Genomic DNA, 26,287 nt, shown 5'->3' with positions numbered 1-26,287 from the left:
GTGATCGGTATCAGTTCAGGGACAGCGATGGGATTGATCATCGCGATGTTTACTGGGTTTGGTTCGTCAATTTTCACTCTTTCTCTAGGCGGGCTCGTAGGCGCATTAGCGACGGTATTAGTCATTGTGCTGCTAAACCGTAAGTCAGGCTTTCAGCCGGAGCGTATTTTGTTGACTGGTATTGCAATAACCGCACTGATGAATGCAATACAGAGCTTTATTCTAACCACTGGTGACCCAAGAAGTTATCAAGCATTGGCTTGGTTGTCTGGGTCTACCTACTATGTCTCGGTTGAAACGTTACTCCCATTGTCTTTATCTGCGCTTGTCTTTATAGGGTTGAGTTTTCTCTGCGTAAGATGGCTAGATATTCTTCCTGTCGGTGCCGCTTCCTCTAAAGCACTTGGAATTCGAGTTGATCGTTCACGCGCAATACTGCTTCTTTTAGTTGCTTGTCTCACGGTCAGTGCGACATTGGTTGTTGGCCCGATTAGCTTTGTTGGGTTGTTGGCTCCGCATTTAGCTCGCTTATTTGGTTTTAACAAAGCGTCACAACACATGTTATGCGCCGCGATACTGGGGGCAGGGGTGATGTTGTTGGCTGATTGGTTGGGACGACAGGTCCTTTACCCGCAAGAAATACCAACAGGGCTTATGGCGTCTCTCATTGGCGGTTTGTATTTAATGTGGGGTTTACGCCGCTTATAGAAATGAGCTAAGCCTCAACCAAGAAAGTACTTATACAAATAAGCACTCGTAGTGGCATTCGTAACCTATGCGAGTGCTTTATGCAAAACCTCTGGTTTGTCTTTTACGGAAACAACTGGCGATGCCGTAACTCGCTTTTCTTTCAGCGGTCGCTGAAGTCATGAAGGGTTGGTTTGGCTGCCGACAAAAAGGAGAGAATATGACTCGGCAGTTTATGCTGACACCAACGTCGATGGCAGTTGTATTAGCTGTATCAACGCCAAATGTCTTGGCTCAGGAAGATGAAAATATAGTTGTGATTGGACAGCAGCAAGACAGTGCAGTTGGTCCAGATTTTAGTTATCTCGGAGCGAAGAGTCGGGCAGCGACGAAAACTGATATTGCTATCAATGAGACTCCAAGAGCGGTGTCTGTTGTTACGCGAGAGCAAATGGATGATCGTGCCTCTATTAGCATTTCTGACGCACTACAGTACACACCAAGCATTCAAACTAATTATTTCGGCGAAGATAACAAGCAAGATTGGTTTATTATTCGTGGTTTTAAACAAGCGAACAGCGGGTTGTATCAAGATGGTACCCGTTTATATTCTTCTGGCTTCTATAGTTGGCAAATAGATCCGTTTGCGTTAGAGAGGGTTGAAGTTTTACGTGGTGCAGCGTCTGTTCTTTATGGGCAAAACCCTCCAGGTGGGGTTATCAATCTTGTCAGTAAGCGACCTCAATTTGATGGGGGGTCAGGACTTGTATCTTTGGAGTACGGTTCTGAAGACCGTAAACAACTTTCTCTTGACGTAAACTCTGAGGTGAGTGAGCAGCTAGCTTTCCGCTTTCAAGGGTTAGCGAGAAAAAATGGGACGAGAATTAGTGGGGTAGAAGCAGAGCGCATTCTTCTCTCTCCATCGATGACGTACAAATTTAATGAGACGTCTGAAATTACCTTTCTAACGAGCTATCAAAAAGACGACTCAGATCCTTATCTGCAATTTTTGCCAGTTGAAGGAACGTTAACGCCAAACAAAAATGGAAAGATCAGTGATAGTTTAGCGATAGGCAATCCTAACTGGGAGACGTTTGAGCGTGAGCAGGTGTCTTTAGGCTATGAGTTTTCTCATGCATTTAATGATACCACTTCATTTGTTCAAGCAGCTCGTTACAGCGAAATGGATGTTAAGCTAAGACAAATGTATTCGTACGTTTACTCGGCTGACGTGCCTGCGTTGGGGCCGGCTTTGGACCCATCAAATGAACGCAAAACCATACTTCGGGGTGCTTCAACAGAAGATGGGTCATCTGATGCTTTTAATATCGATAATCGTTTGATGCACCAAGTAAATGGGGGAAGTGTTGAGCATAACTTGATGTTGGGCATAGATTTTCAAATGATCAGTATCGATGGTAAAGATTTTGCCAATGACCCTATCGTTGCTAATGGTAGTGCATTATTAAACACACCAATGGGAGCTTTGCCCGATCCTAGGTTTAATGTATTTAATCCTACTTATTCGGATAACATAATGTTACTCGATCCGAATACGCTACAACCATTGAGCGAAACCGATAAGCAAAGAACGAAAATCGATAATCAGCAACTCGGCGTCTACTTTCAAGATCATATGCTGATCAACGATAAATGGGCGATGTTATTGGGGGCACGTTACGACGATACAAGTAATGAAGTACATAATGTTACCACGGGTGCTCGCACGAAAGTCGATAATGGAGAGTGGACGTTTAGCGTGGGAACGGCTTATATTTCTGATTCTGGCTTCACGCCATACTTTAGTTACTCTCAGTACTTTGATCCAATTATTCAAGAAGACAGCAATGGTAAGCCAGCGAAGCCTGAAAGCGGTGATCAATTTGAAATCGGTATGAAATACCAACCGGATTCATTTGATGGTTATTTCAATGTTGCAACGTATCGGGCAACAAAAGAAAACTTGGCTCGTATCTACTTGAGTGAATTAACGCAAATAGGAAAAATAGAAAATAACGGCGTTGAGTTTGAAGCTGTAGCTAATGTGACACCATCCTTAACATTGATCGGGAACATTGCGTACGTTGATACAGAGATAAAAGAAGACATCAATAAGGCATGGGTTGGCAAAACACCTTCCCAAGTGGCGAATACCGTATCATCAGCTTGGGCACATTATCGTTTCTTTGATGGACCTCTTGATGGCTTTGCTGTTGGCTTAGGCGCGCGCTATACAGGTGAGTCATACGGAGACAATGAAGAGAGACTAAAAGTACCAAGTTATTTCTTAATGGATGCGACGGTCAGTTATCGAATCGGCGATTACAAGCTACAAGTCGCAGCTAAAAACATCGCGGATAAAAAGTACATAGCGACATGTGATGGCTTTTGTTGGTATGGCGACCGACAAAATGTTATTGCAAGTTTAACTTACGACTGGTGAGTTAACGTATAAATAAACACCCCTAACTTTAGGGGTGTTTATTTAGAAATCGGCTTTACGGACAAAGTGCGGGTTTTTGTACTTTTTCTGCGGGCCAAACGATGATACGACAAGTTTGTTCCATAACGTTTTGTCAAACTCACCCTTTGGAATCGAAGGGTAGAGGGTTTCCTCTTCTTCTCTTGCAAAGTTCATATATTGTTTCTTTTTAATTTGATTGTACTTTTTGGCGATCTGGTTATGTTTTCTTACCCACTCCAGCTTGTAATTGTGGAGCACTTTTTCACCTTCTTCGAGACTCATTCGAGATAGGAACAGTCGCTTGTATGAGACCTTTCTGTCCAGCATTGTGCGCATAACGGTTTGGATATATTTACCGTGATGCGTAATGGTAATGTCGTTTTCATCAATAGGAGTGACACACCAGCCTTTAGGTAAAAAGTCTGGCTTCTTAAATTGCTTATTACGCTCCATTAGCGCCTGATGTAAAACTAAATCAGAGGTGCCGCGGAACGTCTTTTGCCATTTACCGATACGAATTTGAATCGAACCAGGCAAGCGATAGATGTTAGTAAACTTATCTTTGTCCATGGACTTGTGTCATGAGATTAATGTGCATAATTAGAAAGCGGAATTCAGCCCAATGCCACAGGCAGTAGACTTAAGTACCGTACGATTTTACAACGACCTTGCGTGATATAGCGAGGGGTTATGTCAATAATAGGTAAGAAATAGAAAATTAGTTCACATTATGAAGAAATTGGAAGCTAACAAGGTTAAATTTTGAAGTTACACCAATTATGCCCATGCCGACTAAATAAAAAGAAGGCACGGGCTTAAAATCACACCGCTTCTTCGAGTTGCTTGGTGTCTTCTTCAATCTGTTGTAGATGTCGGTTTGCTTGCTGTAACTGATACATTTGAGCATAACGACCATTTTGCGTTAAGAGTGCTTTGTGTGTGCCTTTCTCGACTAACTCCCCATGATGAAGAACAATGATTTGGTCTGCATCTAAGATAGTTGAAAGCCGATGAGCAATAACAACGAGCGTCATGTCTTGTCTGAGGACCGCCAAGCTCTTTTGGATTAAAGCCTCTGTTCCTGAGTCAATATTTGCGGTTGCTTCATCTAATATCAATATCTTAGGTTTTACCACAAGCACACGTGCTAACGCCAAAAGCTGTTTCTGACCTGCAGATAAATTAGTTTCGCCTTGACCTAACTGCGTGTCTAGCCCGTTAGGGTAACGATGAATTTGTTCTGCCAAACCTACCTTGTCTAACGCATCCCATATTTGATTGTCATCAACCGCCCGACTGAGAGAGATGTTTTCTCTGACTGAAGCAGGGAGAATATGTGGATCTTGTTGAACCATTGCCACATCTTTGCGAAGTACGTCTTTCCCTAATGTTTTAAGTGGACGACCATCTATGAGCAGTTCACCACATTGAGTTGGATAAAAGCCCATTAACAGTGACGCTAAGGTGCTTTTACCGCTTCCTGTATGCCCGACAAGCGCGATAAAGTCTTGGTGGTTGGCCTTCAACGAAATGTCTTTTAGGACGTCCTGTTTACCATCGTAGCTAAATGTGAGGTCTTTAAGTTCGATAGCACCTGACCTTAATGGTTGATGATCGCCCCCGTAAGTTTGTTCTTTCGCATCAATCAATTCAAAAACACGTTCGCTTGATACTAACGCCTGCTGAAGTAGAGCAAGTTGCTGAGTCATCTCAATTAGTGGTTCAGTAACTCGCGCAAGATAACTGATAAATGCATACAGTACCCCCACACCAATCAACTCAATACCATTAAAACCAAAGATCGCAACCAAGCAAAGCAACGCAAGACCAGCGAGTAAGTCCATTAATGGTCTTAGCAGATAGCCGTTTAGCCGAATCACTCGTTTAGATGCCACCAGATGCTCTGCGGTTAGCTCGTTGAACTGTTTATTAAAACGCTCTTCTTGTTGCATTAATTGAATGACACTCATCCCTTGAATGGATTCACTCAGATTCGCATTTATATCGGTCAATAGGTCACGCATCTTTCGGTAGCTTTCTGTACTTAGCTGCTTAAACAAGTACATAAAGCCGATGACGATCGGCAGCAATACAAGCACAACGAGTGTGAGCTTCCAGCTCATGAAAAACATAACGCCAAGCATTACGACAATCATGACCACGTTTTTCACCACGGTCACGATCAAAAGCTCATAAAATTGCTGTAAAGATTCCGTATCGTTGGTGATTCGCGACACCAATTTTCCAGCAGGAGTGTAATCAAACGCAGACAACGGCTGCTTAATCACGCCAGAAAATACTTGCTTACGAATCGCTTTGATCGTGTTAGCCGCGACAATGCTAAATTGCAATGACTGAAAATACTGGAATGTTGCCGATACGATCTGAAGAGCGATATAACCTACTGCTAGCGAAATCAGAACATTTTGTGAATAGTCACCTTTAGCGATGTGCTCATCAATGAAATATTGAATCAACCAAGGGCCGCCGGCGCTGGCTAACGCTGCAATAAACAGTAAGGCGAGTCCTTTAATCATTGGCTTTGGTTGAGATAATGGGTAAGACATTAACCGTTTAAACGTGCTGGTGTGGTTCATTCATTATTCCTCCATCGCCTGCTCTAGTTTTTGGTACTCGAACATCTCGGCGTACCAGCCTTTATGCGCTAATAAAGCGCTATGTTGCCCACGTTCAGTAATGTGTCCGTGATTCAATACAATGATCTCGTCTGCTGCTTCCAAAGCGGTGAGGCGGTGCGCAATAACGATTAGGGCTTGATTACGGTAGTATGTTTCTAAATTCTTAAGGATTTGATGTTCGGTCCGTCCATCGACAGCGGAAAGTGCATCGTCCAAAACCAACACTTGGGCATTCAGCAGCATAGCGCGTGCTATCGCAATACGTTGTTTTTGCCCGCCGGAGAGTGTAATGCCTTTTTCGCCGACTTCTGTTTGGTAGCCTTCAGGAAACTTCTCAATATCGTCATGTATACAGGCTAACTTTGCTGCTCTATAGACTTCTTCTTTCTCTGCATTAGGGTTGCCTAAGGCAATATTGTCGAAGATAGATTTGGAGAATAGAAACGGGCTTTGATTAACCACGGCAAAACGGTTGCGCCACTGCGGTAGTAAGGCATCCTTGATCTCGACATCACCGAATTTAATTGAGCCGTTTTCTAAATCATGTTGACGCAAAAGTAGTGTTAACAGGGTCGATTTTCCGCTTCCTACAGGCCCTGCAACTCCCAACATTTTTCCGGGTTCCAGTTCGATGTTTACTTCCGTCAAAGCGGGTGGTAAATCACTAGACCAGTGGAAATCGTCGATATCAATTTTCAACGGAAGTGGTTTATTTTCTATTGGCTTATTGCCACTGATAATTTCTGGCTTTTCATCAAAGATCTCTTGTAGTCGGTTCCATGCGGCAGAGCCTCTTTCCAAGATGTTAAATAGGAACGCGAATGCCAGCATAGGCCAGATCATAAGACCCAAATACATAGTAAATGCGGTCAAATCCCCGAGTGTGATATCACCTTGGTCAACTAAGTAGGCACCAGACGCCACGCTCAAAAAGAAAGACATACCAATAGTCAGCTGAATGGCTGGATCAAAGCGCGCATCAACACGGGCAACGGCGATGTTCTTCTCGCCTGTATCATCCACAACCTCTTCAAAACGTTGCTGCTCTTGGTTTTCTAATCCGAAAGCACGCAGCATACGTACTCCATTTAGTGACTCTTGAGTCATGTCTGACATCGTAGAGAAGGCTTCTTGTGCGATTTTGAATCGTTTATGCAGAATACGAACGATAAAGAAGATGATGATGGCAAGAAATGGCATTGGAAGAAGCGCCATTACGGTGAGCTTCCAGCTTACTTGCGTTACCATAATGATTAAAACCGCAATACCTGTGATCAGAGAATCGGCCGCTGTTAACACGCCTTCACCTGCGGTCATAACAATGTTGCGAACATCGTTCGTTCCACGCGCCATCAGGTCGCCAGTTTTGTAGCGTTCAAAGAATCGAGGGGGCTGAGTAGAGACATGACGATAAAGGCGATTACGCAAAATGGTGCCTAGTTCCCAACTTGCGCCAAATAACCAGATCCGCCACAGTATTCGACAGCCATATATCGCAAAAAACAGCACAATAAGACCCAATAACCACATAACTAAGGTACTGGTTTCGAGGGTATTATCGACCACGCCATCGACAATGATACCGACCGCTTTGGGAGGAACAAGCTGTAGTGCTGATATCACAGCGAAAAGCAGAATGGATCCGACATAGTGCCTCCACTTTTGTTGGAAATACCAACGTAGCTGCCAGAATATTCTCATTACGCCTCCCGCTTTAAATTATTGAATTGGTTATGGAACTATTATTGAGCGAAATGATGAGTTTACAAGCACAAGTTATAGGCGGGTTTAAAAACGATAGATTGTTTCAATTATAACCATGTGTCGGCGCAAATTACTGGTTTTATCTCTATGAGCTAACTGTGCGACGACATTATGTGAAATAGTTGTTAATGGTGGTTTTGGAGCCATGACCTTGCAATAACGATGAAGACACCAAAAGTAAAAGTGTTACTGCCACTCTCTATGGGAATTAGCAATCGTCAGTTTGTATTTTGTATTTCACTTGGCCACCAGGAGTTTCTGGGTAGTAAACTTCGACATAACACATATGTTCTGGACCAACAGGCTTGTTTGCAAAACCAATAAGGAAGTAGGGCTCGTCTGGGCTATCTACCCCATACCAAGTGTTGATAGTGAGTTGCGGATCAAAGCCTGCTAGCTCTTTTGCTGGAATAACATTTTTGATAAATCCAAAGTAACCAATTAGGTCGTTATGGCCGTCATTATCTAGATCAATGTTATATTGTATGCCGCCATCTACTGTCTCTTGAGATTGAATCACTGCTTTGGTGTAGACAAAGTTGTTGGCGGTCATGAGTGCTTCTCTGGCTCCATATAGAACCGCCACTCTGGCATCTTTTTGTAAGCCAAGAAATTTAGGAAATGCAACGACGCTTACAATACCAAGAATGATGATGCACACAATGAGTTCAATAAGAGTAAATCCTTGAGAGCGACGCACAGCCTTTCTCCATGTTTTAGAAACGAATAGGCGGCTATTCTGATATAGAAACTTTCAGGTCAAGTATTAAAAAAGGATGATAGTAAGAGATCGGGATTGCAAATCTCAAATATAAAACAAGTTGCTTACTTTCGAGATGAGGAGTGATTTTGATAAAAACCAAGGAATGAACTCGAGAGGATAAAATCCTCCCGAGTAAAGCGACTAAGATTCGTGTGTCAGAGCACTGCTGTTACGTTTAAAAATGAATCGCCAAATAAATAAGACAATTGCGATGTAACCTAATCCTACACCAAGCGCTTGCCAGTGCATGCCGTTATACATCGCGATTGGCATCAAAGAGATGATGAAGATGTCAGTGATTGAGCCAGGGACATAAGCGATGGCGTAATCATCAAGCACCTTGCTACGCATTTTTGGATCAACAATACGAAGCAACGCAATACCCATGGCAACCGTACCGGTTAACCAACCCCAAGAGAAAATGCCTTTCTCGAACCAATCTTCTCCCATGATACGTGGGGCAACCCAGAAGATTAGCCATAGTGTGAAGGCGATACCGCCGATTGCAAGCACTACCATCGGCATTAAATACTGGGCTAAGACGGTAATCTTGATGGCTGAGATACCAAAGATAATCAAATAATCGGTACTGATGCCCGCAGCGTGTTTGAATGCACCGTCACAAAGATAGCGTGAAGCTTTCGTTTGTTTCGCGACGATTCGCACGAGCATGCCGCCAAGGAAGCCAGTTACGAACGTAGGGATTTGTACCTTATCGTGGAAAGAAGATAAGTAGTTAGCCGCTACATACGAGAAAGCTGTTACCACTACAACCAACGCCGCGTGAATCGCAAAAGAATCAACCGACAGGGAAGACATGGTGTCTTTCATTACCGGCTCTTGATCATCAGGCTTAACGAGCCCCTTGCGTTCGTGTTCATCCATGCTATCGAATGTCGTAAAGCTACGAATCCAACCCATCTTCAATGCGAATTGCAGCATGAGCATGCCGACAGAAATTGAAATGAAAATACCCACGGTTGCGAACGTTAAGCCAAGTGTGAAGCCATCTTCCCAGCCAAGCCCCGTGAAGATTTCACCAACAACAGATGCAGAGCCATGTCCGCCCATAAAACCCGCAGACATTGTCACACCAAAGCCGGGATTAATCTCTGGCCAGAAGAAGGTTGTGAGAACTAGACCAAACATTGCCGCAAACAACCACTGAGAAACAGAAGCGATTTGGTTAAATGCCCACAATGAGCCAGCACGCTGTGCGACGGCTTTAGGTGATGGAACATCCGTTGCCAGACCTAACGCAGAAAAAAGTGCAGCAGTTAATAGGCTTGCGTTAGCGGTAAACGTATCGGTCCAAGGCAGTACGTCTAACAGGGCTGGTCCAAAAATTAGACCGAATAATCCTGCGAGAACCGCCGATGGAATGTACATACGCTGTAGTAATGGCGCGTGAACGCGAATGACTTTTGCCAAAATCAATAGTAAGCCAGCGATGGCTAAGTCAGTCAGCATTAGACCTTTAGGCATCTTATCCTCCAGTAAATGCAGTCAAGGGGTAGCGTCCTTGTGACCTACCTTGAATAAAAATCTCTCTCAAGCCAAAAAGTCACATACGTGACTAAAAGCGTTGAGAAATCAATGTCGTTTTCATAAGCAAAGGAATGTGCTTATGCAATTTGAAATGAGTGTAAATGTTGTGATTGCACACGAACAGGAAGAGAAATTAGATTAAATTTCTCGATATTTTTTTGATAGTTCACTCAGGAAAGGCGGCAATCGTAGTCACTTTGTCAGAGCAATGCAATTGGTGTGAATCAATAAATGATGTTCACTAAATGAGCGTTCTTTACTAACAACATGAAAAATAAAGACAATTAATAAGCAATAATATTTGTCATATCGACAATAAAAGTTAATTAAATGGTTAAATTGTCGCCGCTTTATGGTGTGGCGTTACGGATTCACATGCGAAAGAACAAAATCGACTAAGGTGCGATTTTTAAGGGAAAGCTGTTTTGAACGGTAAAGCAGGTGGATCGGTTTTGGCTTGGGAATGTGTGAATGGAGAATTTCTACCAAGGCGCCAGATTGGATTTCCTGCTCAACTAAGATCTTTGGTTGCAGAAGAACACCAGAGCCTTTTAACGCGGCAAACTTAAGTACATCGCCATTATTAGACGTTAATCGGGTGTTGCTGTTTCCAAAGGTATTAGATGGCATGTTCACCACTTGTTGGCTTTCTCCTTGGTGATACTGAAACCCCAAACAATGATGCTGTGCTAAGTCATCAAGTGATTGGATAGGGGCATGTTGCTCAAGGTAAGAGGGTGAGGCGCAGTAAGTCATGTGGTATTCACCCAATTTTCTCGCGACTAACGACGAATCGACCAACTCACCGATTCGAATAATCACGTCAGCTTCGCTTCGATATGGGTCAATCAAATTGTTGTCCAACATCAGCTCAACGTTCAAATCGGGAAATTCAGCTAAGAAGTCAGCCACGATAGGAGCAATGACCTTTTTGCCATACGTGACAGGGCAGTTAACTTTTACAGTTCCGGTTGGACGGTTGATCAGCGTCTGGATCAGGTTCTCTGCGTTGGTGATGTCTTCAATAATGCGGTGGCACTCTTGGTAGTAGAGTCTGCCAGCTTCGGTCAGGGACTGTTTACGCGTGGTGCGATGAATCAGCTGTGTACCTAAGCTTTGCTCAAGAAAGCTCACGTGCTTGCCAACCATAGTCGGTGAAATATCAAAGTGGTGTGCAGCATTACGAAAGCTGCCGTGTTCGACCACGTAAGCGAAAACTTTCATGCTTGTTAATTTATCCATTGCACACCCAGAGTTGATAAAGAAATAACTAAAGCAGAGTTTATCAATCAAACGAGGTTAATTACAGTGGGCGTATGATTAAGAATGGAGAAAGAGATCCATCATGAATGAGACGATTTTTGTTACCGCCGAACTGAAAATGAATGCCGATAAGCCAAGACAACAAGTAGTTGAAGCCATTGAACAATTTTGCCTTGATATGCAAAGCGAAGCGGGGTGCTTGCAAGCGAATGCGACCTACGATTCTAAAGATCCACAACGTGTGATTCTTTGGGAGCGATATGAAAACCGCACCGTGATTGAAGCGCATTTTGCTATGCCGCATACACAAGCGTTTATTGCGGCTGAAATGGCGGAGTTAGTTCAAGCATTCGAAACCCAAGCTCAATAGGAGAGGCGAACATGAAATGGGGTATTTTAGGCACAAGCTTTATCTCAGGTGTCATGGCTGAGGCAATCCAAGGCGATGACAAGAGTGAACTGTACGCGGTTGCTGGGCGTTCGGAGCAGAACTTAAAGACATTCGCTGAGCAATATGGCATCGAGAATACGTTCAACGATTACGATGCGTTGATTGCCGATGAGCAAGTCGACATTATTTACATCGCATTGCCAAATCACCTTCATCATGACTTTATCGTCAAAGCGGCTGAGCAGGGCAAAGCGATTCTGTGTGAAAAGTCGCTTTCTGTCGATATGGAAAAAACCGAGCTGGCACTTCAAGCAGTAGAAGCACACAAGGTGTTCTTTGCTGAAGGCTTAATGTATTTACATCACCCGTTGATCAGCGAGTTGATTTCGGTGCTTGAATCGGGAGAGATTGGTGAACTTCACTCCATCCACACGTCTTATATTGCGTCGATTGCGCAGTTTGTTAATCCAGACAGCAAAGGTGCTTTGTATAACTTAGGTTGCTACCCAATGTCATTAGTGCATTTGGTGGTGAAAACCATGTTGGGTGAACAAGCCGTTGGAAACCGCTCTATGACGGCGATTGGTCGACGAGGTAACGATGGGAATATCTGTGAATCGAGTTTGATGATGCAATTCGGTGAGCAACAAACGGCGAGCGTACACACCGCCGAAGATCATGGATTGAAACACCAATTCACTATTCTGGGTAGTAAAGGCAGTATTACGTTAGACTCGAATCCATGGCTACCAACGCAAGACAACCAGTTTAGTGTGGAAATTTACGAGACGTCGAAGCGCGAGGTGTCTGTATCGGCAGCTGGAGACGCTTTCTTCTATCAAGTGCGCAATATTCGCCAAGCGGTTGAAGCAGGGCGTACATCGTTAGAGAACCCTTGTGCAACATGGGAAGACTCTCACCGTATTATGCAGCTACTGACGGAGTGGGAATCACTGGCTTCAAAGTAAGCCTGTGTTTAGGTGAAATAGACCAATGAAAATAAAAACGGCGCACTAACAATTATCAGTGCGCCGTTTTTATTTTGTGTTCAGTCTGGATTAAATGCGGTTGTCGCCGGTACTAAATGCAATGACTTGACTGATTTCAGTCAGGCTTCTGCCACTTTCTTGCTGCCATTGAACAAACGCTTTGTTGGTTGCATCGAGCGATTTTTTCGTATCTTTGCCACCTTCAATGATCTTGCAATTACGCAGGTAAGCTTCAACGTCGCTAGACAAGATGAAGGTATCAACGCCCATTTGGCGAAGTGTGTAAGGACCGGTATTGCCCCCTAGGCGATTACCGCGTTTCTTCAAATACGCCCACAGGTCGGTGATTTTCTCTTGCGGCCAATCGGCAACCATTTTGCCAAACGAGCCATATTCGATTTTTGCTTCGTGGATCATACGTGCGTTGGCAGGAATCGACATGACTTTAGTGAGGTGGCGAATGATGCGTTTGTCGGTTGCTTTGGTTTCCCATTGCTCGTCTGACAGCATCAACAGCGGCTCAATCTTAAATCCGAAGAACACTTCTTCGAAGTTCGGCCACTTGTTGCGAACCACGCTCCACGAAATCCCACTTTGGAATACTTTCATCGAAAAAGCGGCCAGCCAACGGTCGTCGGGAATCGCTGCCAGCTCTTCTTTGCTTAGTGGATGAGACAAAAGCGCTTCAAGTTGATCTTCACCACCTTTACGCTCGGCAGCGCGCTGATAAATCGCGTCAAATTTTTCGATACTCATAAAAGAAGTTAGTCCTAGTTTATGTCGATATTTGCGAAACATACTACGCTTAAGTGGCTGAATCGTAAATTGATGGAGTGTCACAAATGAAGAAGGTCACATTAACGTTTGTCGGAGAAGGTTCGGATCGTATTGCAGAAAAATTCTATGCGTGGATGACGGATGGTGGGTTAGAAGACAGCATGATTGAGAATTTATCTGACCGTGAAATCTCAGTGGTCGGCATCAGTGATATGGATAATGAAACGCGTGATGTGGTAATCAATACGGAAATGAACTAACGAGTCGACTATCGTCAGCAAGCAGAATCAGATAAAACAAAGCCCTTCACTCGAAGGGCTTTGTTGCGTTTATAAGCATGGGAGCTTAGTTATTTACCAGCGTCAGGCCGCTTGGGAGTGCATCACCGAAGATACGCTTCGATTCGCTCTCAGATAGCTCTTTGACTTCTTCAACCAGTGATACCCAAGATTCAGGCACCTTGCTTTGCTTCAACTTAGCCAGTACCTGCTCACGGTAGTCGTCTGAGATATCAAATAGGCGGTCGCCCGTCTTACGACAAATCATTACGGCTGCGAACGCGATCATTGGTTCTTTCTGCCAGTTTTGTTCCAGTAATTTAGGTAGCCACTGTTCCGCTTGTTCACGAGGAATGACGTTGTGCTGGCTGCCATAAAGTGGCGTTCGCGATGCCAAGCGTCCCAATGCCCACCAGTGCGCTTGTTCAAACTGGTTTTGGTTGATGGCTTTGCTCAAGAACCACGTTACCAATAGAACTTTGTCTTCGACTTCTAAATGCTCCAGAGAGGCAGACAAGCGCACCATTGACTCGTAACCCATATCTTGCGCTGCTTTGGCGGATTGTGGGTTTTTCATCGCGCCAGGGTGTAGGTATTTCGCGATGTCCGCCAAGATGGTCTCTTGTTGCTCTTGGCTCAAACCACCTGCGATACGTCGCCAGAATACCCACCAGTCTGTCCAACCTTGATGGTTTTTGAACTGAATATTTTGTTGATACAGTCCCCAAACTTGCTCAATACGCCAAGAGTCTGTTGGATCGCCAAAGCCCGGACGCAGTGCAAAGCCCGCCAAACGAAGCCAGTTTTTCTCGTGCTGTTCAGAACGACGGCGACGCTTACGACCTTGTGCAAAAGTATCGAAAAGTTGACGGAGTGTGGTGAAGTCCCATGCGTCACGTTTGCCGAGCTTCTTCTCAAGGTCTTTGGCTAAGGTTTTGATCTCTTTGCCTTCTGCGCTTTTCTTGTTACCGCTGTAAAGGCGAGCGATCAGCTCCTTACATTCGTTCAACTTAGGGTGAAGTTTAACTTGTTCACTGTCGTCGGTTTGCTTGTTACGAACTTCGAATTCCAGCTCCCAACGTTTGCTGTCATCTTCTGCGCTGACACATTCCATCTTAAGTGTGCCGACTTCAGTCAACTGACACGCCAGTTGCACTTCTACGCGCTCTTTCTGGTTGGCTTGCAGTTCAGCACCTTCACCTTCAAGGGTGGTGATATAAGGCGGCAGGGGAGCAAACAAGTCCGGATCAACGTCAACCATTACACCGTTTTGAATGGCGGTGTTATTGGTTAAGGTGTCGTGGGTAGAAGTCAGCAGGTTAAAGCGAACGGGTTCACCCAAGGTAAGCGAGAAACGACGACCACTTAAGCGGATCTCGTGACCTTCTTCTGTCCCTTTTGCAAGCAAACAGAGCGCTTTGCCCATCTTGTTCTTTTCTTGAAGATGCAAGAAGTAAGAACGCGCTGCACCACCACCAATTTTTAGCTGTGCACCACGACGTGCTTTACCAAACGCAACAGCACCTAGTGCAACAGACCAATCTGGATGTGGGTTATCTAATACCGTAACCGGAGCGCCGCGCCAATCGGACAGTAGGGTAGTGACTCGCTCAATCACAAGTTCACTGTTGAACACACCACCGTTAAGTAGCAAACCGACTGGAATTGCATTTTGTTTGTCGTCTTCAATGCCGAGAGCGGCACGAGCAACTTGTTGGTGCTGAGTTAAGAACTCGGCTACGTGTTTGCTCACCGCTGGGTCAGCAACGTATGGAAGACCAAACTCGACAACCGCGCTGCGGCGTTTATCTGGTACTTCACTGAAATCAGAAAGCGGGAAGAAGCCATCTAAAGCGATTTGGTGCACTTCTTGTTTGCTCAGCCCAATACTCTTTGTTCCGCCAAGAAGTTTCGAGCCGCTGCCCAGCATGGTGATTTTCACTTCTTCAGGTGCATTCGCTGAAAGCAGGTTTTCTTTCGCTTTACGCGTTTGCTGAATCAACTTAGTCAGGCTTGCGGCAGTGAGCTTCTTACTTTGTTCCCCTTTATTTTGAGAAAGGCGGCTCTCCGCAAGGTGCGCTAATGCTAAATCGAGGTTATCACCACCAAGCATCAAGTGTTCGCCAACGCCAATGCGGTCAAGGGCTAGCTCATCTTGAGAAGAGAAACTGGCTTCAATCAAGCTCAAGTCGGTAGTACCACCGCCCACATCACACACCAGAATCAGCGGTAACTCTTTGAGTTCATCAGCTGCGGTTTGCTGGTGGCGTGCGTACCAGTCGTAACATACGGCTTGTGGTTCTTCGAGCAGGACGATTTTCTTTAAACCAGCTAGCTGTGCCGCTTCAAGCGTGAGTTTACGAGCGGTTTCATCGAACGACGCTGGAACGGTCACAACCACATCTTGGTCTTCTAACTTATTGCTAGGATGACGGTAGTTCCATGCTTGGCGAATGTGGTTGAGGTAGCTTGCGCTGGCAATGACGGGAGAGACTTTATCTACGTCTTGCGCACCAGCCCAAGGAAGAATGTCTGAACTACGATCCACTGCTTGGTGCGATAGCCAGCTTTTAGCACTGGATACTTGACGTCCTTCCACCTTAGCGCCTAATTCACGAGCCCATTCACCCACGATCACATTACTAATGTCGCCAGATACAGGTTCGTTTTCCCAAGGAAGTGTTTGGTCAGAAGGGGAGATTTGACCAACCGCTGGGTGATAGCGGAAAGAGGGCAACAATGGCTTACGAACCACTTCACCCGGACCAATCAATTGGTCGATGTCGAATAGGGATACTTCGGATTGTTCAAGGTTGTCGGTAATTTCACAATACGCCACCACAGTGTTTGTGGTGCCAAGGTCAATACCAACAAGAAAACGAGGAGATGCCATACAAACCTTCGTGTATTTAAAAACGGCACCCGATTGGATGCCGTTTGATTTCTATTTATTCTTCTTCGTTTGAGTTGCTTTTCGCGTCTTCGCGCACATCGAACTCAACATGCCATTTTTGACCGTTATCAGCGGCAATGGCTTCTAAGTAAAGCGTACCAAGCTCAGTGACGCGAGAGGCTAGGGTTACTGGAACCACTTCGCCTTCACGACGACCTTCAGATACAGGCAGCGTTACTTGGATCTCTGGAAGCTCTTCAAGCTCTTCTGGTGCCCAGTAGTCTAGGTGAGTACCTGCTAGGTCATCACGACGAACCGTTGAGCCAAAGAATTGGAAGTTAACCGGCTGACCGATGATCAAACCAAACTCTTGGCTTGGTACGTCAACGCTGGAACCTTCTTCCATACCAAATGGTGCAACGCAAAGTGCTTCCATTGGAGGCGCCATGCCAGGAATCGCAGGCATCGCACTTTCGATACCCACGTAGTACGCCGAAGCAATACCACCACGGATACGAACGCCTTGACCACGACGTACAGAGCCGTAGTAAGCCGCACCGCTAGCAACCGCAAGGTCTAGATCCACACCTGTTAGGCGCTTCGCCAATTCTGCATCTGCTTCAATTAACCATTCGTTGATCGTGTCTTCTAGACGAGTTGCTAGAAGTTTCGATTTCAGAACACCACCGTTGAATAGGATTGCCGTTGGCTTGATGAAGTCAGCCGATTGCGCTGCATCCGAATCTGGCATACCAGGCATGTTAGCGAATGGGTTGAAATCTTGAGCTGCTGCTTCTGCGCCATTTCCTGAAGCAGAAAGAGCATTGGCTTGCTTAGACAAGAACGCTGCAATGTGACGAGTAATGCCTGCATCTTGTGCGTAAGGCAGACCCATTTGCGTTAGTGCACCACGGTTACGTTGAACAGGGTGGTCAGTAATTGCAACTTGAGGGAAGAAGCCATCAACCAGTGTTTGTTGTACTTCTTCTTGAGTCAGTTCTGTTTTCAGCGTTGCGCCAAGCAGTTTAGAACCACGGCTTGGTACTACGATTGGCACTGACTGAAGTTCGCTGTCGTTCAATAACGCTTCTTTCGCGTCACGACATGCGTGTGTCATTGCCTGAACTTGCCATGGCTGTAGCTCTTTGCCTTCTTGCGCTAGCTTCATTTTCAAGCGGTACGCAAGTGCAAGATCCATGTTGTCACCGCCAAGTAGGATGTGTTCACCTACCGCGATGCGGTTCAGAGTTAGGTTGCCGTCGTCTTCAGTTACTTCAACCAAAGAAAGGTCGGTTGTACCACCACCGATATCGACCACAAGCACGATGTCGCCAACTTCAACTTCATCGCGCCATTTGTCGTTGCTGTTATCGATCCAGTTGTAAAGTGCAGCTTGTGGCTCTTCTAGAAGTGTTAGGTGCACAAAACCAACGTTGCGTGCTGCTTCTGCAGTTAGATCGCGAGCAGCAGGATCAAAGGAAGCAGGAACCGTAATAGTCACGTCTTGATCGGCAAGGTTGTGATTTGGATTCGCGTGATTCCAAGCGTCTTTTAGATGCTCTAGGTAAAGCTCTGTCGCGCGAAGAGGGGATACTTTTTCCACTTCTTCTGGGCTACCTGCTGGCAGGAAAGCATCACGACGGTTTACACCAGCGTGGCAAAGCCAAGATTTCGCACTTGCAACAAGACGAATTGGCGTTTTCGAACCTAGGTTACGTGCAATCGCACCAACCAGAGCTTTTGGCTCGCTCGACCACGGAAGAACGCGTGATTGCGGGTTCATTTCGTGTTCGTGTGGTTGGTAAAGGAAAGAGCCTAATTGGCTACGAGTCTCTACCGTACCCGGCGCAGTCAACTGCGGGATTGGCATCACTTCAACGCGAACATCTTCGTTGTGTGTATCAACAAAAGACATGACACAGTGTGTTGTACCTAAGTCGATACCAACACTGAATTTAGGTGTCTGTTGAGTTTCAACAGACGCTTCTTGAGAATGGTTTTCTTGGTTCATGTGTTCCATTACAGCTCAACCTCAGCTGGAGCGATCACAGAAGCATCGTAGTTCTCAGCAAGTTTAGGCAACGTCATTGATGTTGCTTTCCAGCCTTTGTGAACTAGCGTGCCGTTGAATGGCGCGCTGCCTGTTACGTTGCCAGTTAGGCGGATTTCTTGTGGGTTGAAGCCTTCTTCAACCGTAATGCGAGTTTCTTCGTCTTCGTTACGAACGTGCGCTAGCGTCACGTAGTCGTTCAGTACTTTCTGACCGCCAGTGTGGATTACGCGAGCGGCTGCGCCTACTTCTTCATCAGAGAATGACGTTAGGTCTTCTTTTAGGAAGTCAATCAGGCGAGCTTCTTGTTGCATGATAGAAAGCAGCTGCATTGCAGAGTCCGTTGACGCGGTTGCAAGTTTTGATTCAACTTCCACCACTTTTTCGACGACTTTCTCTACTTCCACTACTTTTTCTACTTCAACGATCTTCTCAACTGGTTTCTCAACCTCGACGATTTTCTCGACTGGTTTTTCTACCACTTTCTCGACCACTTTTGATTTGCGCGACACTGCAACTAGAAGAAGCAAAACGCTCGATGCGGTTAGGCCAGCGTGAAGCATATCGAACGTTTGAGGAATTAGGTTCAAATCAATGTTCATGACGTTTTTTCTCTTTCTATTGATTTATTGGTGCTCAGTATTGGCTCATATTTGTTCACTAAAACGATCGTCTTTGCGATCTTGCACCAAGTTTAGACATTAAAATGATGACGGATGGTAGCATATTCAAGGCTTAAGGCTGTAATAATTCGTGACTATACCGTACGAACAGCGTGAAAAATCGACGATCAGACTCCCCAATATAGGTTGTTGCTTGATGTTTGTGCATTGCTAACGCAGTATTTCAATAGATCCCGAAGTTTAACTTACGGAAGTATCAAAAATTACGATATGACACAAAGCACCGCTCATAAGAGCTTTATAAAACGACATTCAGACTCTATTTTAGCTTTTTTGGCGACTTTATGTGTCACTGCTGGTGTAGTCGGTGCTGCTTATACAATGCAGCAACGGTATACACAGACGACGTTTGATACTTTAGCCGACCGACAAGCAGAATCACTTAAAGCAAACGTCGAGAATGATCTAAAGTTCATTGGTGCGGGCGCAAACTTTTTCCATTCGATTGAGCGAAGCTATTGGCCATCGTTTCCCATGTATGCGGAACAAGTGATTAATAGCTCGCGAAGTCTCATTGGACTTCAATGGATGCAAAAGGTCGAATTCGAAGATCTTGATGAACATATTTTAAAGACCCGTCAAAAATTTCCAAACTTCCAACCGTTTACCGTTCCTAAAGATGGTCCCAAAACCTACGGGTACATTTTTGAACACAATGAGCCAATTTTTATCGCGTCGGATATTTACCCAAGAACACCGGAAAACCTTTCTCTATTGGGTTTCTATTTTTCGCGCAAACGCTTCGATTTAATCTTGGATGATATTTCCGAAAATGGGCGAGCGAATGTCTCGGATAAAGTTCGCTTACTGCAAGATGGTTATGACAAGTCCATACCTAAGACTGGGTTGCTGGTGTTCCATCCAGTGTTCGACTTCGAGAACAAATATTTATTAGGAGTAGTGACCGGTGTTATCCGAAGTACGGTTTACTTTGAGGATTTGATTACGAAAACCGCGACGGAGCTCGATATGTCGGTGCGCGTAGAAGACTTGGGATTCGACGCAGCAGATGACCCTGTTCTCTTTCAAAGTGCTAGCTGGGATAACATTCGAGGAACCGTTATAAGCCGAACCATTCAACTGCCTAACCGTGAATGGCGTATTGACTTTAAACTTTCTGACGCAGTCTCAGCTTGGGAGCGTTCTATTTTAGCGGGCACGACGCTAGCCGGATTGGTAATCGCCTTTTTGATCAGTTGGATTGTGAATTTACAGTCTCGAGAAAAAGAGCGCTTAGCGGTCATGTTGGAGCTCAAAACCGTTGAATTAAAAAGAATGGCAGAGCGAGACCCTCTAACTCAACTACTGAATCGCCGAGCATTCAACGATCACTTGCTTAATCAGATAAACAAAGGTGTTAACTTCGCCTTGGTTGGTTTTGATATCGACCACTTCAAAGTGATTAATGACAAACACGGCCATTTAGGTGGAGATGAAGCGTTGCAACATGTCACTAAGCTGGTCAGTGCTAATTTAAAACCGGGAGATAAGTTTTACCGCGCTGGTGGTGACGAGTTTTGTATTATTTCTAAAGTCATTGATAGAGCGGTGCTAGAAGCTTACCTAGAAAAGTTACGGAGTGTTGTGGCAAGTACGGCTTTTGATTATGGTGATGCGTCAATCATCTGTACGTTGAGTATCGGTGCGGTTATCCATAAAGAAGAAGATCCTGAGAGCTTGTATCACAAAATGGACAGTCAACTCTATTTGAGTAAAAAAAACGGCCGTAATAATGTGTCGATCGGCGATTAAATGGGCGCACAAATTCGAGTTTTACGCCGTGTTACGATAGAATCGCACGCTTTAAATTTTATGTTAGGAACCAAGGCAAACTATGAACCATAACCGTATTGTATGCTTCGATTTAGAAATGTGTTGCTGGAACGAAAATGGCGTCGGCAGCACGGGTGAAATTATCGAAGTGGGGTTAGCTGAAATAGATTTGTCTAAAGGTGAGATAGTCAAGCGTGCTCAATACTACGTGAAACCAGAACACGATGAAGTGTCTCTGTTTTGCGCTGAGTTAACGGGCATCACACCACGTAAGATTGAAAAACAAGGACGCCCACTAGAAGAAGTGCTTAAATCCATGGTTAAGAACTTCGGTGGTCGCAACAAAATCTTTGCATCTTGGGGGCGAGATGACCTCATTCTTCTAGAAGAGTGTAAGCAAAAAGGTATTGAAGCACCGTTCACAGAGTTCATCAACTTAGCGACACTCTACCGTATTCAAAATCGTCTTAAAGATAAACGTATAGGCCATCGAGCCGCTCAAGAAGCAAAAGGAATAGACTGGGAAGGGCGTCAACACTCTGGCTATGTAGATGCATACAACTTAGCTAAGCTTGCTTTGACCATGTTTTAGTTATTCGAACCTAGCTAGCTTGTAATTAAATAATCATCCAACCATTGTTGTTTTGTCATGCAGTCTGTTTAGTGTGGAAAGAGCTAAACACATACCTTGACCAGTATTTTAATAACAATGTCATTGGCTTATTGAAAAACGCGCAGAGTGCGCGTTTTTTTATGGCTACAGAAGCGATATCTGTTGTCATTCTAGGGGTAGCTTAGAGTTAGCCAGCGACTTATATACTCATCTCGTCACTTTACTGAGACTGTAACTTCGCTCGAATGAACTCGCTGTGATCAACATAGAGTAGCTCTGCTGTTTTACGGATCACCGCGTCTTCTAGCGGGTCAATTTCGCCGTCTGCGTAAGCGACTTCCCACATGCTTTTGATTAAGTTGTAACGAGTTTCTTGAGTCAGTTCTCTTAGTTGAGAGGTAAAGTCGTACAGCGAAGCGGAATCTTTTATTTTCTGTTGCGCTTGCTCTAACAAAGTATTTGATTCTTCTTCATTTAACGAAAGCAGTTTCATCAATAAAGAGCGCTTTGTTTCTTGTTCTCTATCATCGACACTATGGTCTGCGCCAGAAACTTCACAAAGCAAACACGCGATAGCCATGTTAGGGGAAAGTGTGTTGGTTTGGCTTAAATCAGAGCCATCAATGAGTTGTTTAAATAATGATGTGAGAGAATTAAACATAGTGAACACCGAGCTATTGTTTATTTGGTTAACATGGTAATAAATACGGAAGATCTCAAGGTGCGATACCAAATTTAGCACGCCGTTGACATTTAAGAACGGCCACTTTCTCCCCAAAAAACCTAAACTCCTGAGTTAGTTCAAGGTGACTTGCCACTTACAAAGGGCAAGTCATTTTGGGATTGATACTCAGCTTTCAGCACGTGTCGGTGGAAAATGAACTTCGTCACCATCACTCGTCAGAATACTAATTTGACTTGGTTTGCCTTCATCATCAAGACGTAGCTCACCAATGGCACTATGGTTAACCAAGCGATAAAAGTTGTGCGTACTTGGTGCGCGTTTGTAAATCTTGAGTCGTTTACGTTTTGTGAACCAGTTTAAAGGTGAGCGAGGGCTGTATAGCAGTCTATCTAGGCCATCACAAATATTGAGCAGTTGTGTAGGGAACTGATTTTTAATTCCACTACAGGTGATTTGATAGATATTCGGACTGTTTTTTCGATAGCGGAGCTTAATATCGTATGCAAAAGAGTAGTGTACGTCGCCAGAGAGAATAACAAAGTTAGTTGGTGTCTTTGTGTGTGTGAAAATACTAATAAGAGTATTCGCACTTCCGGGGTGAGCCATCCAGTTTTCAGCATCAACCATCAATGGTTTACCAAGCATGGTCACCACACGTTGTAGTGCTTCGATAAATTTCACACCAAACATTGGCGCGGCAGAAACAATAACAACTTTGTCTTGGTGCACGAGTTCTTGGTGGAACTCAATCATAGCTTCCCAGTCCATTAAGCCAGAAGGTTTGTTCATTTTAGACTCAGAACGCCAGCGTCTGGTTCGTGTATCTAGCACGACAACTTTTGGTGTCGTAGGAATGGTGTAGTGCCAATTCTCAAAGCGATACAAATATTGAATAAATGCATCTTGGGTTTGCGAGGTTCGCTCATCGATAAAGCGTTGAGCGAGGCTCATAAATTCATCATTGAATTTTTCTGGCGCATTTCCCCAACCTTGGCAAAGCCAGTAAGCTATCAAGCTATTACCGATAATGCGTTTTGCAAACGTGTTGCTGTATGCGGCTTGTTCCCAGCCTATGGTGAGATTCCAATCGTCGGTAACATCGTGATCATCAAAGATCATATAGGTTGGAATGTGAGCGAGTAAGCGTTGAACCTTGTCCAGACCTGCGACGAATTTATCAATTTGCTTTTTTTCTTCGCGCCATTGCTGCTGCCATTTGGGTTCAAGAACTTCTCCGCCGACAGTAAATTCGTTTTCTAACAAACGATCCGTTCGAACAAGCTTCCACAAGGTCGGAGACCAAACCAATAAGTACATTGCAAAGCACTCAGCAAAGCTTATTAGGTGATTCTCACACTCTTTGGCGCTGAATATTGGTGTCCCTCGGTGTGGAAAAAACTTACTTAGTAAACTGTCATCACTCACATAATGAGGCAACAATTTATCTCGACCATAATAGCAAGCAGGGTGTTGGTAGAGCTCATTGGTATTTTTTATCGGAGCTTGATCGAATTCTTCGCCTGGCAAACCCAATAAAGCTATGACTTGCTCAATGGCATCGAGAGTGGGGCCTGCAACATGGTCTGCATAGATTTGATCACCACTCATGATGAGCATATCCGGTCTTTCTTCAATGGATTGAGACGCGATTTTATGATCCGCAGCGACCAATGTATCATCACTGAAGTGATGGGGATTACGGCAAGAGCCATGTAGGAGATAATCCGCTTTTTCACTAACGAGGAACTCAATACCCAAGTTTGGCGTATTATCTTGCTCATAAGTCAGGTGAGGGAGCAGTTCCGTCACTAATCCATATTGCGTTTTTATTTGATAGCGTAACGCTTGATGGGTTGGAAACTCGCCTTCTAATTTAAGTAAGCAACACCACGCATTGAGGCCGATTTGAAGCTGTTCTTTTTGTTCACTTAAAGGGGCTTGATAAAGGATGGAGGCATTTTCATCCGTAATTTGCACCATACCCTCCAAGCGTTGGGTGGTGACTAGCCAAATATTGATTTCAGTTGCGGTCACTTTACGTAGGATCGGACCTGCAACGACAAGAGGAAGTGAAGAAATTTCAGTCGTGTTCATCAATGCTGGCAAAACGGCTCCTTATGTGTCAGCTTCTTCTTCTAATATTTCGATAACTTGCGAGCTACTAAGTTCATGTCCCATAAGGAACAAACCAAGCATCGCATCGGCTTTTGACGCGTTATCACTGTCTTCATCCAAAATTTGCTGAAGCCGAGTTCTAATTAGGTCGATTTCGTGTTCGACGAAGCCACGCCCTTCTTCGTCACCTTGACCATCTTCTGGTGCATTATCAAAGTGCAAAAACAACATGTCACCATCGAGTTGAGTCCCTATCAACCTCTCTGGCAGCCATGCTTCTCCCATCACAATGTCTGGGTCTGTATCTGCGGGTAAATGATTCAAGGTAGAGATGAGTTCTGATGCTTTCACTTTTTACTTCATTATGTTTGATTTAGAACTAAGCTAGAGTTTAAGCGCTTGTTGTGATGGTAAAATATTCGCAAACAAGCTCACCTAGTCGTGCAATATTAATATGATCTTGGGACTCAAACTGTCACGAGGATGACAACATTTGCCATTGTAACGGCTATCATCAGCAGAACATAAGCTTTTAATGGCAAATCATTGATGTTTGCCTGCTTCTCAACCAACATTTTTCGAACTCATGAAGAGATTAATTCTAACAACACTCGCTTTACCTTTAGCTGCGGCAGTTTCTTCTGCGCATGGTGCAGACGAACAAACGTGGGGGATTGCTGCGATGTATCGCACAGCATCGATTCCGTTTTACACCGCCGATAATGACTCTACGGTGAGTACATTTGTACCAATGATGTTCTTTGAAAACGAACATGTGTATATCAATGGCATTGAAGGTGGCGCTTTTTTGTATAACGAGAGTGATTCCGACTGGCGCGCGAGCGCACTCATGCGATTGAGATTTGTCGATATTCCCATGTCGCTACAAAATGCTAATGAAGGGGACAGAGTCGATTTCGGTGGGCAAGTGCGTTATAGCATTAACGACACTTGGCGCGCAGAAGTAGAGTTGATGACGGACGACGAACTCCAGTTTCACTCTAATTACCGCCTTGCTGCCAATTATGTATTTGGGGATTGGGAATTAGAGCCATCGATTACGATTCGATACAAAGACGCTGATTTCAACAGTGAATATTATTCCTTTAAGGATATTACTGGCGAGAGAATTGGATCTGGACTTGACACCAATCTTGGTATTAAAGCGCGTTACCATGTAACTTCAAATTTGTATTTATTGGGTGAGACGAGTGTTACTCGCTTAGATGATAACGCCTACAACAGTCAGCTTGTAGAAGATCGGTATCAGGGAGAAGTGTTTGTTGGTTTTGGCTTTTTCAACGATAAAAACAAAGCTCCGAAACCAACACTGAGCAATAAAGCATATCTACGTATTGCGCATGGTTGGGCGACGCCTTCGAACATCGGTGAAATATTTAGCTTTGAGAGAGAAAAAGACCCATACGACAATCAACTTACTTCATTGTTTTATGGGCATCCATTAACGGACGAGCTGTTTGGTTTTCCTCTTGATATTTATTTAACGCCAGGGTTGGTTCATCACTGGTCGTCCAGTGTTCAGTCTGCGAGCACAGAATACGTCATGGCGATTAAGGCTTATTATACGGTTAATTGGCCTACGACTTGGCGATTTGGTGTAGCGGAAGGTGTGTCATACATTGATAGCATTACCTATATTGAAGGCACAGAAATGGAAGACAAGGGTTATACACCAAGCAAGTTGCTCAACTACCTAGATTTCTCGTTTGATGTCAATGTAGGCGATCTCTTCAACCAAAAGAGCTGGAACAATATGTGGGTGGGCTATTCATTGCATCACCGCTCGGCGATTTTTGAAAGCGCTTCCCAGTTTGGGCGAATTAAAGGTGGGAGTAACTACAATACTATTTATTTCCAGTTCGAGTTTTAGCGCATCGCGAGATGCATATAA

Annotated in this window: 21 protein-coding genes; 8 read left to right on the top strand and 13 right to left on the bottom strand. The window is 44.6% G+C overall.

What is annotated here, in order from left to right; genetic code table 11:
• Both IQR33_RS33270 and IQR33_RS16605 read left to right on the top strand, forming a co-directional pair.
• Positions 1–708, top strand: a 708-nt coding sequence (locus IQR33_RS33270; protein ID WP_228013933.1) for an iron chelate uptake ABC transporter family permease subunit, incomplete at its 5' end; no start/stop codon positions are given.
• Positions 709–907: 199 nt separating this feature from the next.
• Positions 908–3,130 carry a TonB-dependent siderophore receptor gene (locus IQR33_RS16605; RefSeq protein WP_193843860.1) on the top strand — a complete coding sequence of 741 codons (2,223 nt, stop codon included), beginning with the start codon at positions 908–910 and terminating at the stop codon, positions 3,128–3,130.
• Between the two features lie 42 nt (positions 3,131–3,172).
• Here the strand turns inward: IQR33_RS16605 and IQR33_RS16600 are convergent, their stop codons facing one another.
• The 6 genes from IQR33_RS16600 to IQR33_RS16575 all read right to left on the bottom strand — a co-directional run bounded on the left by IQR33_RS16600 (position 3,173) and on the right by IQR33_RS16575 (position 11,107).
• Entirely contained in the window at positions 3,173–3,721 is a 549-nt protein-coding gene (locus IQR33_RS16600; RefSeq protein WP_017634028.1) for a hypothetical protein, read from the bottom strand.
• Positions 3,722–3,972: 251 nt separating this feature from the next.
• Positions 3,973–5,748, bottom strand: a complete 1,776-nt coding sequence (locus tag IQR33_RS16595; RefSeq protein ID WP_193837392.1) for an ABC transporter transmembrane domain-containing protein — start codon at positions 5,746–5,748, stop codon at positions 3,973–3,975.
• A gap of 3 nt (positions 5,749–5,751) precedes the next feature.
• A complete protein-coding gene (locus IQR33_RS16590; protein WP_193837391.1) occupies positions 5,752–7,491 on the bottom strand; it encodes an ABC transporter transmembrane domain-containing protein in 1,740 nt (579 codons plus the stop codon).
• 271 nt (positions 7,492–7,762) lie between these two features.
• Positions 7,763–8,254, bottom strand: a complete 492-nt coding sequence (locus IQR33_RS16585; protein WP_005377704.1) for a type II secretion system protein — start codon at positions 8,252–8,254, stop codon at positions 7,763–7,765.
• Positions 8,255–8,458: 204 nt separating this feature from the next.
• Positions 8,459–9,802 (bottom strand): sodium/glutamate symporter, encoded by a 1,344-nt coding sequence (locus IQR33_RS16580; protein ID WP_017634031.1) that lies wholly within the window; start codon positions 9,800–9,802, stop codon positions 8,459–8,461.
• 426 nt (positions 9,803–10,228) lie between these two features.
• Entirely contained in the window at positions 10,229–11,107 is an 879-nt protein-coding gene (locus IQR33_RS16575) for a LysR family transcriptional regulator (RefSeq protein ID WP_025998568.1), read from the bottom strand.
• A 103-nt stretch (positions 11,108–11,210) separates the two neighbouring features.
• On the opposite strand from IQR33_RS16575, the gene IQR33_RS16570 reads away from it, so the two are divergent.
• Positions 11,211–11,498 (top strand): putative quinol monooxygenase, encoded by a 288-nt coding sequence (locus tag IQR33_RS16570; protein WP_193837390.1) that lies wholly within the window; start codon positions 11,211–11,213, stop codon positions 11,496–11,498.
• 11 nt (positions 11,499–11,509) lie between these two features.
• The gene (locus IQR33_RS16565) at positions 11,510–12,487 is read left to right on the top strand and encodes a Gfo/Idh/MocA family protein (protein ID WP_193837389.1); all 978 of its coding nucleotides are present in this window, start codon (positions 11,510–11,512) and stop codon (positions 12,485–12,487) included.
• A 90-nt stretch (positions 12,488–12,577) separates the two neighbouring features.
• On the opposite strand, the gene IQR33_RS16560 is transcribed toward IQR33_RS16565, so the two are convergent.
• The gene (locus tag IQR33_RS16560) at positions 12,578–13,264 is read right to left on the bottom strand and encodes a DNA-3-methyladenine glycosylase I (RefSeq protein ID WP_005533850.1); all 687 of its coding nucleotides are present in this window, start codon (positions 13,262–13,264) and stop codon (positions 12,578–12,580) included.
• Between the two features lie 86 nt (positions 13,265–13,350).
• Here IQR33_RS16560 and IQR33_RS16555 point away from each other — a divergent pair, with 86 nt between their 5' ends.
• Positions 13,351–13,545: a hypothetical protein gene (locus IQR33_RS16555; protein WP_005377692.1), complete on the top strand. Its 195-nt coding sequence runs from the start codon at positions 13,351–13,353 to the stop codon at positions 13,543–13,545.
• Positions 13,546–13,630: 85 nt separating this feature from the next.
• Here the strand turns inward: IQR33_RS16555 and IQR33_RS16550 are convergent, their stop codons facing one another.
• The 3 genes from IQR33_RS16550 to IQR33_RS16540 are packed head-to-tail and all read right to left on the bottom strand — an operon-like array spanning position 13,631 to position 19,108.
• Complete coding sequence (locus IQR33_RS16550) at positions 13,631–16,456, bottom strand: Hsp70 family protein (RefSeq protein WP_193837388.1); 2,826 nt, start codon at positions 16,454–16,456, stop codon at positions 13,631–13,633.
• 55 nt (positions 16,457–16,511) lie between these two features.
• A complete protein-coding gene (locus tag IQR33_RS16545) occupies positions 16,512–18,476 on the bottom strand; it encodes an Hsp70 family protein (protein WP_193837387.1) in 1,965 nt (654 codons plus the stop codon).
• Positions 18,476–19,108, bottom strand: a complete 633-nt coding sequence (locus IQR33_RS16540; protein WP_005389474.1) for a DUF2760 domain-containing protein — start codon at positions 19,106–19,108, stop codon at positions 18,476–18,478. Before IQR33_RS16540 ends, IQR33_RS16545 begins: the two co-directional genes overlap by 1 nt.
• A 291-nt stretch (positions 19,109–19,399) precedes the next feature.
• Here IQR33_RS16540 and IQR33_RS16535 point away from each other — a divergent pair, with 291 nt between their 5' ends.
• Both IQR33_RS16535 and IQR33_RS16530 read left to right on the top strand, forming a co-directional pair.
• Positions 19,400–20,941: a sensor domain-containing diguanylate cyclase gene (locus IQR33_RS16535; protein ID WP_005377686.1), complete on the top strand. Its 1,542-nt coding sequence runs from the start codon at positions 19,400–19,402 to the stop codon at positions 20,939–20,941.
• A gap of 82 nt (positions 20,942–21,023) precedes the next feature.
• A complete protein-coding gene (locus IQR33_RS16530) occupies positions 21,024–21,554 on the top strand; it encodes a 3'-5' exonuclease (RefSeq protein WP_005377684.1) in 531 nt (176 codons plus the stop codon).
• Positions 21,555–21,795: 241 nt separating this feature from the next.
• Here the strand turns inward: IQR33_RS16530 and IQR33_RS16525 are convergent, their stop codons facing one another.
• From IQR33_RS16525 to IQR33_RS16515, 3 genes are all read right to left on the bottom strand, one after another.
• The gene (locus IQR33_RS16525; RefSeq protein WP_017820644.1) at positions 21,796–22,236 is read right to left on the bottom strand and encodes a TerB family tellurite resistance protein; all 441 of its coding nucleotides are present in this window, start codon (positions 22,234–22,236) and stop codon (positions 21,796–21,798) included.
• Between the two features lie 189 nt (positions 22,237–22,425).
• Positions 22,426–24,366 carry an alkaline phosphatase D family protein gene (locus IQR33_RS16520; RefSeq protein WP_193837386.1) on the bottom strand — a complete coding sequence of 647 codons (1,941 nt, stop codon included), beginning with the start codon at positions 24,364–24,366 and terminating at the stop codon, positions 22,426–22,428.
• Between the two features lie 9 nt (positions 24,367–24,375).
• Entirely contained in the window at positions 24,376–24,726 is a 351-nt protein-coding gene (locus IQR33_RS16515) for a hypothetical protein (protein WP_005377676.1), read from the bottom strand.
• A 235-nt stretch (positions 24,727–24,961) separates the two neighbouring features.
• On the opposite strand from IQR33_RS16515, the gene IQR33_RS16510 reads away from it, so the two are divergent.
• Positions 24,962–26,266: a MipA/OmpV family protein gene (locus IQR33_RS16510; RefSeq protein ID WP_193837385.1), complete on the top strand. Its 1,305-nt coding sequence runs from the start codon at positions 24,962–24,964 to the stop codon at positions 26,264–26,266.
• Positions 26,267–26,287 lie beyond the last annotated feature (21 nt).

Origin of the sequence: Vibrio sp. OPT46 (assembly GCF_015163535.1) — a bacterium.
Lineage (GTDB): Bacteria > Pseudomonadota > Gammaproteobacteria > Enterobacterales > Vibrionaceae > Vibrio > Vibrio alginolyticus.
Note: the sequence above shows the minus strand (reverse complement) of the source record. Positions and strands in the feature narration are given on the sequence as shown.

What these genes read in the sequence shown, in the direction of transcription:
- IQR33_RS16605 (WP_193843860.1), top strand. Translation starts at nt 908, where the DNA reads ATGACTCGGCAGTTTATGCTGACACCAACGTCGATGGCAGTTGTATTA.
- IQR33_RS16600 (WP_017634028.1), bottom strand. Translation starts at nt 3,721, where the DNA reads ATGGACAAAGATAAGTTTACTAACATCTATCGCTTGCCTGGTTCGATT.
- IQR33_RS16595 (WP_193837392.1), bottom strand. Translation starts at nt 5,748, where the DNA reads ATGAACCACACCAGCACGTTTAAACGGTTAATGTCTTACCCATTATCT.
- IQR33_RS16590 (WP_193837391.1), bottom strand. Translation starts at nt 7,491, where the DNA reads ATGAGAATATTCTGGCAGCTACGTTGGTATTTCCAACAAAAGTGGAGG.
- IQR33_RS16580 (WP_017634031.1), bottom strand. Translation starts at nt 9,802, where the DNA reads ATGCCTAAAGGTCTAATGCTGACTGACTTAGCCATCGCTGGCTTACTA.
- IQR33_RS16575 (WP_025998568.1), bottom strand. Translation starts at nt 11,107, where the DNA reads ATGGATAAATTAACAAGCATGAAAGTTTTCGCTTACGTGGTCGAACAC.
- IQR33_RS16570 (WP_193837390.1), top strand. Translation starts at nt 11,211, where the DNA reads ATGAATGAGACGATTTTTGTTACCGCCGAACTGAAAATGAATGCCGAT.
- IQR33_RS16565 (WP_193837389.1), top strand. Translation starts at nt 11,510, where the DNA reads ATGAAATGGGGTATTTTAGGCACAAGCTTTATCTCAGGTGTCATGGCT.
- IQR33_RS16560 (WP_005533850.1), bottom strand. Translation starts at nt 13,264, where the DNA reads ATGAGTATCGAAAAATTTGACGCGATTTATCAGCGCGCTGCCGAGCGT.
- IQR33_RS16555 (WP_005377692.1), top strand. Translation starts at nt 13,351, where the DNA reads ATGAAGAAGGTCACATTAACGTTTGTCGGAGAAGGTTCGGATCGTATT.
- IQR33_RS16550 (WP_193837388.1), bottom strand. Translation starts at nt 16,456, where the DNA reads ATGGCATCTCCTCGTTTTCTTGTTGGTATTGACCTTGGCACCACAAAC.
- IQR33_RS16545 (WP_193837387.1), bottom strand. Translation starts at nt 18,476, where the DNA reads ATGGAACACATGAACCAAGAAAACCATTCTCAAGAAGCGTCTGTTGAA.
- IQR33_RS16540 (WP_005389474.1), bottom strand. Translation starts at nt 19,108, where the DNA reads ATGAACATTGATTTGAACCTAATTCCTCAAACGTTCGATATGCTTCAC.
- IQR33_RS16535 (WP_005377686.1), top strand. Translation starts at nt 19,400, where the DNA reads ATGACACAAAGCACCGCTCATAAGAGCTTTATAAAACGACATTCAGAC.
- IQR33_RS16530 (WP_005377684.1), top strand. Translation starts at nt 21,024, where the DNA reads ATGAACCATAACCGTATTGTATGCTTCGATTTAGAAATGTGTTGCTGG.
- IQR33_RS16525 (WP_017820644.1), bottom strand. Translation starts at nt 22,236, where the DNA reads ATGTTTAATTCTCTCACATCATTATTTAAACAACTCATTGATGGCTCT.
- IQR33_RS16510 (WP_193837385.1), top strand. Translation starts at nt 24,962, where the DNA reads ATGAAGAGATTAATTCTAACAACACTCGCTTTACCTTTAGCTGCGGCA.